This window comes from Pseudomonas sp. HMWF006 (genome assembly GCF_003061205.1).
Classification (GTDB): Bacteria; Pseudomonadota; Gammaproteobacteria; order Pseudomonadales; family Pseudomonadaceae; genus Aquipseudomonas; species Aquipseudomonas monsensis.
The window spans coordinates 11229-12937 of sequence record NZ_QAIU01000556.1 but is presented as its reverse complement, the minus strand read 5'-3'; the positions used below and the strand labels follow the sequence as shown (position 1 = coordinate 12937).

Annotated in this window: 2 protein-coding genes; one reads left to right on the top strand and one right to left on the bottom strand. The window is 60.6% G+C overall.

The genetic code is table 11. The features are described from left to right. Window positions 1-17: 17 nt before the first annotated feature. The gene (locus tag DBR24_RS25195; protein ID WP_123467564.1) at window positions 18-1091 is read right to left on the bottom strand and encodes a diguanylate cyclase; all 1074 of its coding nucleotides are present in this window, start codon (window positions 1089-1091) and stop codon (window positions 18-20) included. Between the two features lie 189 nt (window positions 1092-1280). Here DBR24_RS25195 and DBR24_RS33710 point away from each other — a divergent pair. Next, window positions 1281-1709 (top strand): NAD(P)-binding protein (locus DBR24_RS33710; RefSeq protein ID WP_256591821.1); only part of this gene is annotated, 429 nt, incomplete at its 3' end.

Sequence of the window (1709 nt, the reverse complement as noted above, 5' to 3'; positions counted from 1 at the left end):
GATCAGTCGCAAGCGGCTCAGACCGAGTCGAGCTGCGGCTGCTTCGGCAGGCTCTCGCAATTGCAGATCACCCGATTGCGGCCACTGGCCTTGGCTTCATACAAGGCCTGATCGGCATCATTGAGCCACCGCGTCGCGTCGGCATGCGCGGGATCGTACGCCGCCAGGCCGATACTCAAACTGACCTTCAACGCCGGGTTCTGCTCATAGCCAAGAACGGCAAAGCGCTCGCGCAGCGCCTCCATGGCTTGCGCCGCGTTGAACAGCGGCAGCTCCGGAAGAATCACGCAGAACTCGTCCCCGCCGTAGCGCCCGGCGACATCGGTGGCGCGCAGGTTCTGCTTGAGCATCTTGCTCAACTGTCGCAGCACGATGTCACCGGCGACATGCCCGTAGGTGTCGTTGATCGCCTTGAAATGGTCGATGTCGATCAGCGCGATCGCCGCGCCCTGTTTCTGCCGCTTGCAACGCTGAAAAGCGATCTCCAGTTGATCCTTCCAGGCGCCGTGATTGAGCAGTCCGGTGAGGCTGTCAGTACGACTCAGCGCGAGCAACTCACGTTTATGCAGGCCGAGGGTGTAGGCCTGGCGAAAACAGATCCAGCCCAGTGCCAACGGGTACAGCAGCAATAACGGGAAACACGCGTACATCTGCGCGGGTGAGGTTTGCGGAATGAATGCCGGCGCGAAAACCACCAGGCCGACGGCAACCCCGAGCAACTGCGCCGCGGAGCCCGCCAATAGAAAGCGTGAACCTCCGATAGCGACGTTGTTCATCGCCATCATCGAAATGGTCGTTGCCGTGGGCAGCGGATTGAAATGCATGGCAGCGACCCAGAAGCCGCCAAGAAAGGCGTCGATCAACAGGTTGCGGTGTTCGGCGTGGAAAGGCACCTCGGCGCGGCGCGCCCATTGAAAGGCCAGATGCGGCCAGATCAGGCCATTGAACAGCATCAACGCCCAGACCCACAGCGGCGGATCGAGGGCTTGCATCGCCACGGACACGCAGAGAAGCCCAAGCAACAGCCCGAGGATTCGCGACGTGTAAAGCCTCCTGGCCAATGAAAGTCCCTTTCCTCCCGTTTTTCCCATAAGGGCCTCGACCACTCGACGGAACCTGCACACCGTAGGACAGATGTGTTGGGAGTCTATCAGGGCAACGTTAAATAGCCATCACCGGCCAGCGGGCTGAATAGAGCGACATTACCGCTGCGCACAGTGCAAATATTTGGCTATACATGAAAGGAGGAAAACGAAAAAACAACTATAAGAAGGAGCCCCATGCACACCTACCACGTGTTGATCATCGGCAGCGGTTTCGGCGGCCAGTGCGCGGCGGTCAACCTGCTCAAGGCCGGGATCGACGATTTTCGCCTGCTGGAGCGCCGGGGTAGGTGTTCTGACACCAGGTGCCGCCGAAGAAGTCCCGGCGCTGCGGTGGACGTGCCATCGCCGCTGTATTCGCTGTCGTTCGCCTCTTACCGCTGGTCGCAGATGTTCGCCGAACAGGCCGAGCTGCACCGCTACACCGAGCACGTGATCGACCGGTTCGGCCTACGCGAGCGGGTGGAGTTGCAAGCCAATGTCGAGCGTGTCGAATGGGACGACGAGCAAAAACGCTGGGCCGTTCATACCGGCGCCAAGGGCACGTTCCATGCGCAATTCCTCATCAACTCGACCGGCCCGCTGAGCCAACCGGTGATCCCACAG